Genomic DNA, 478 nt, shown 5'->3' with positions numbered 1-478 from the left:
TAGCTTAACCTTCGGGAGGGCGCTTACCACTTTGTGATTCATGACTGGGGTGAAGTCGTAACAAGGTAACCGTAGGGGAACCTGCGGTTGGATCACCTCCTTACCTGAAGAACCTGCCTTTGTAGTGTCCACACAGATTGTCTGATGAAAAATAAGCAGTAAAAATCTCTGCAGGCTTGTAGCTCAGGTGGTTAGAGCGCACCCCTGATAAGGGTGAGGTCGGTGGTTCAAGTCCACTCAGGCCTACCAAATTCATCCTGAATACTGCGTTGTGAAACGACTCGCATACTTCAGTATGCTTCGTCCTTCCACGCCTTGTCTCAGTCTGAATTACCGGTACAAGAGATTAGCATTACGATGGGGTTATAGCTCAGCTGGGAGAGCGCCTGCCTTGCACGCAGGAGGTCTGCGGTTCGATCCCGCATAGCTCCACCATCCTTTACTGCTCAAAACAAGAAAACTTCCGAGTGTTCCTGAA

General features: G+C 49.8%; 2 tRNA genes and 1 rRNA gene. All 3 read left to right on the top strand.

What is annotated here, in order from left to right:
• A 16S ribosomal RNA gene (locus tag QFI97_RS00065) occupies nucleotides 1-103 on the top strand; the annotation flags it as partial.
• 69 nt (nucleotides 104-172) lie between these two features.
• A tRNA-Ile gene (locus tag QFI97_RS00060) sits at nucleotides 173-249 on the top strand.
• A 110-nt stretch (nucleotides 250-359) separates the two neighbouring features.
• Nucleotides 360-435: transfer RNA gene (locus tag QFI97_RS00055), tRNA-Ala, on the top strand.
• The last annotated feature ends 43 nt before the right edge of the window (nucleotides 436-478 follow it).

This window comes from Klebsiella scottii (genome assembly GCF_036561945.1).
Lineage (GTDB): Bacteria > Pseudomonadota > Gammaproteobacteria > Enterobacterales > Enterobacteriaceae > Klebsiella > Klebsiella scottii.
This window is presented reverse-complemented; position numbering and strand designations above follow the sequence as displayed.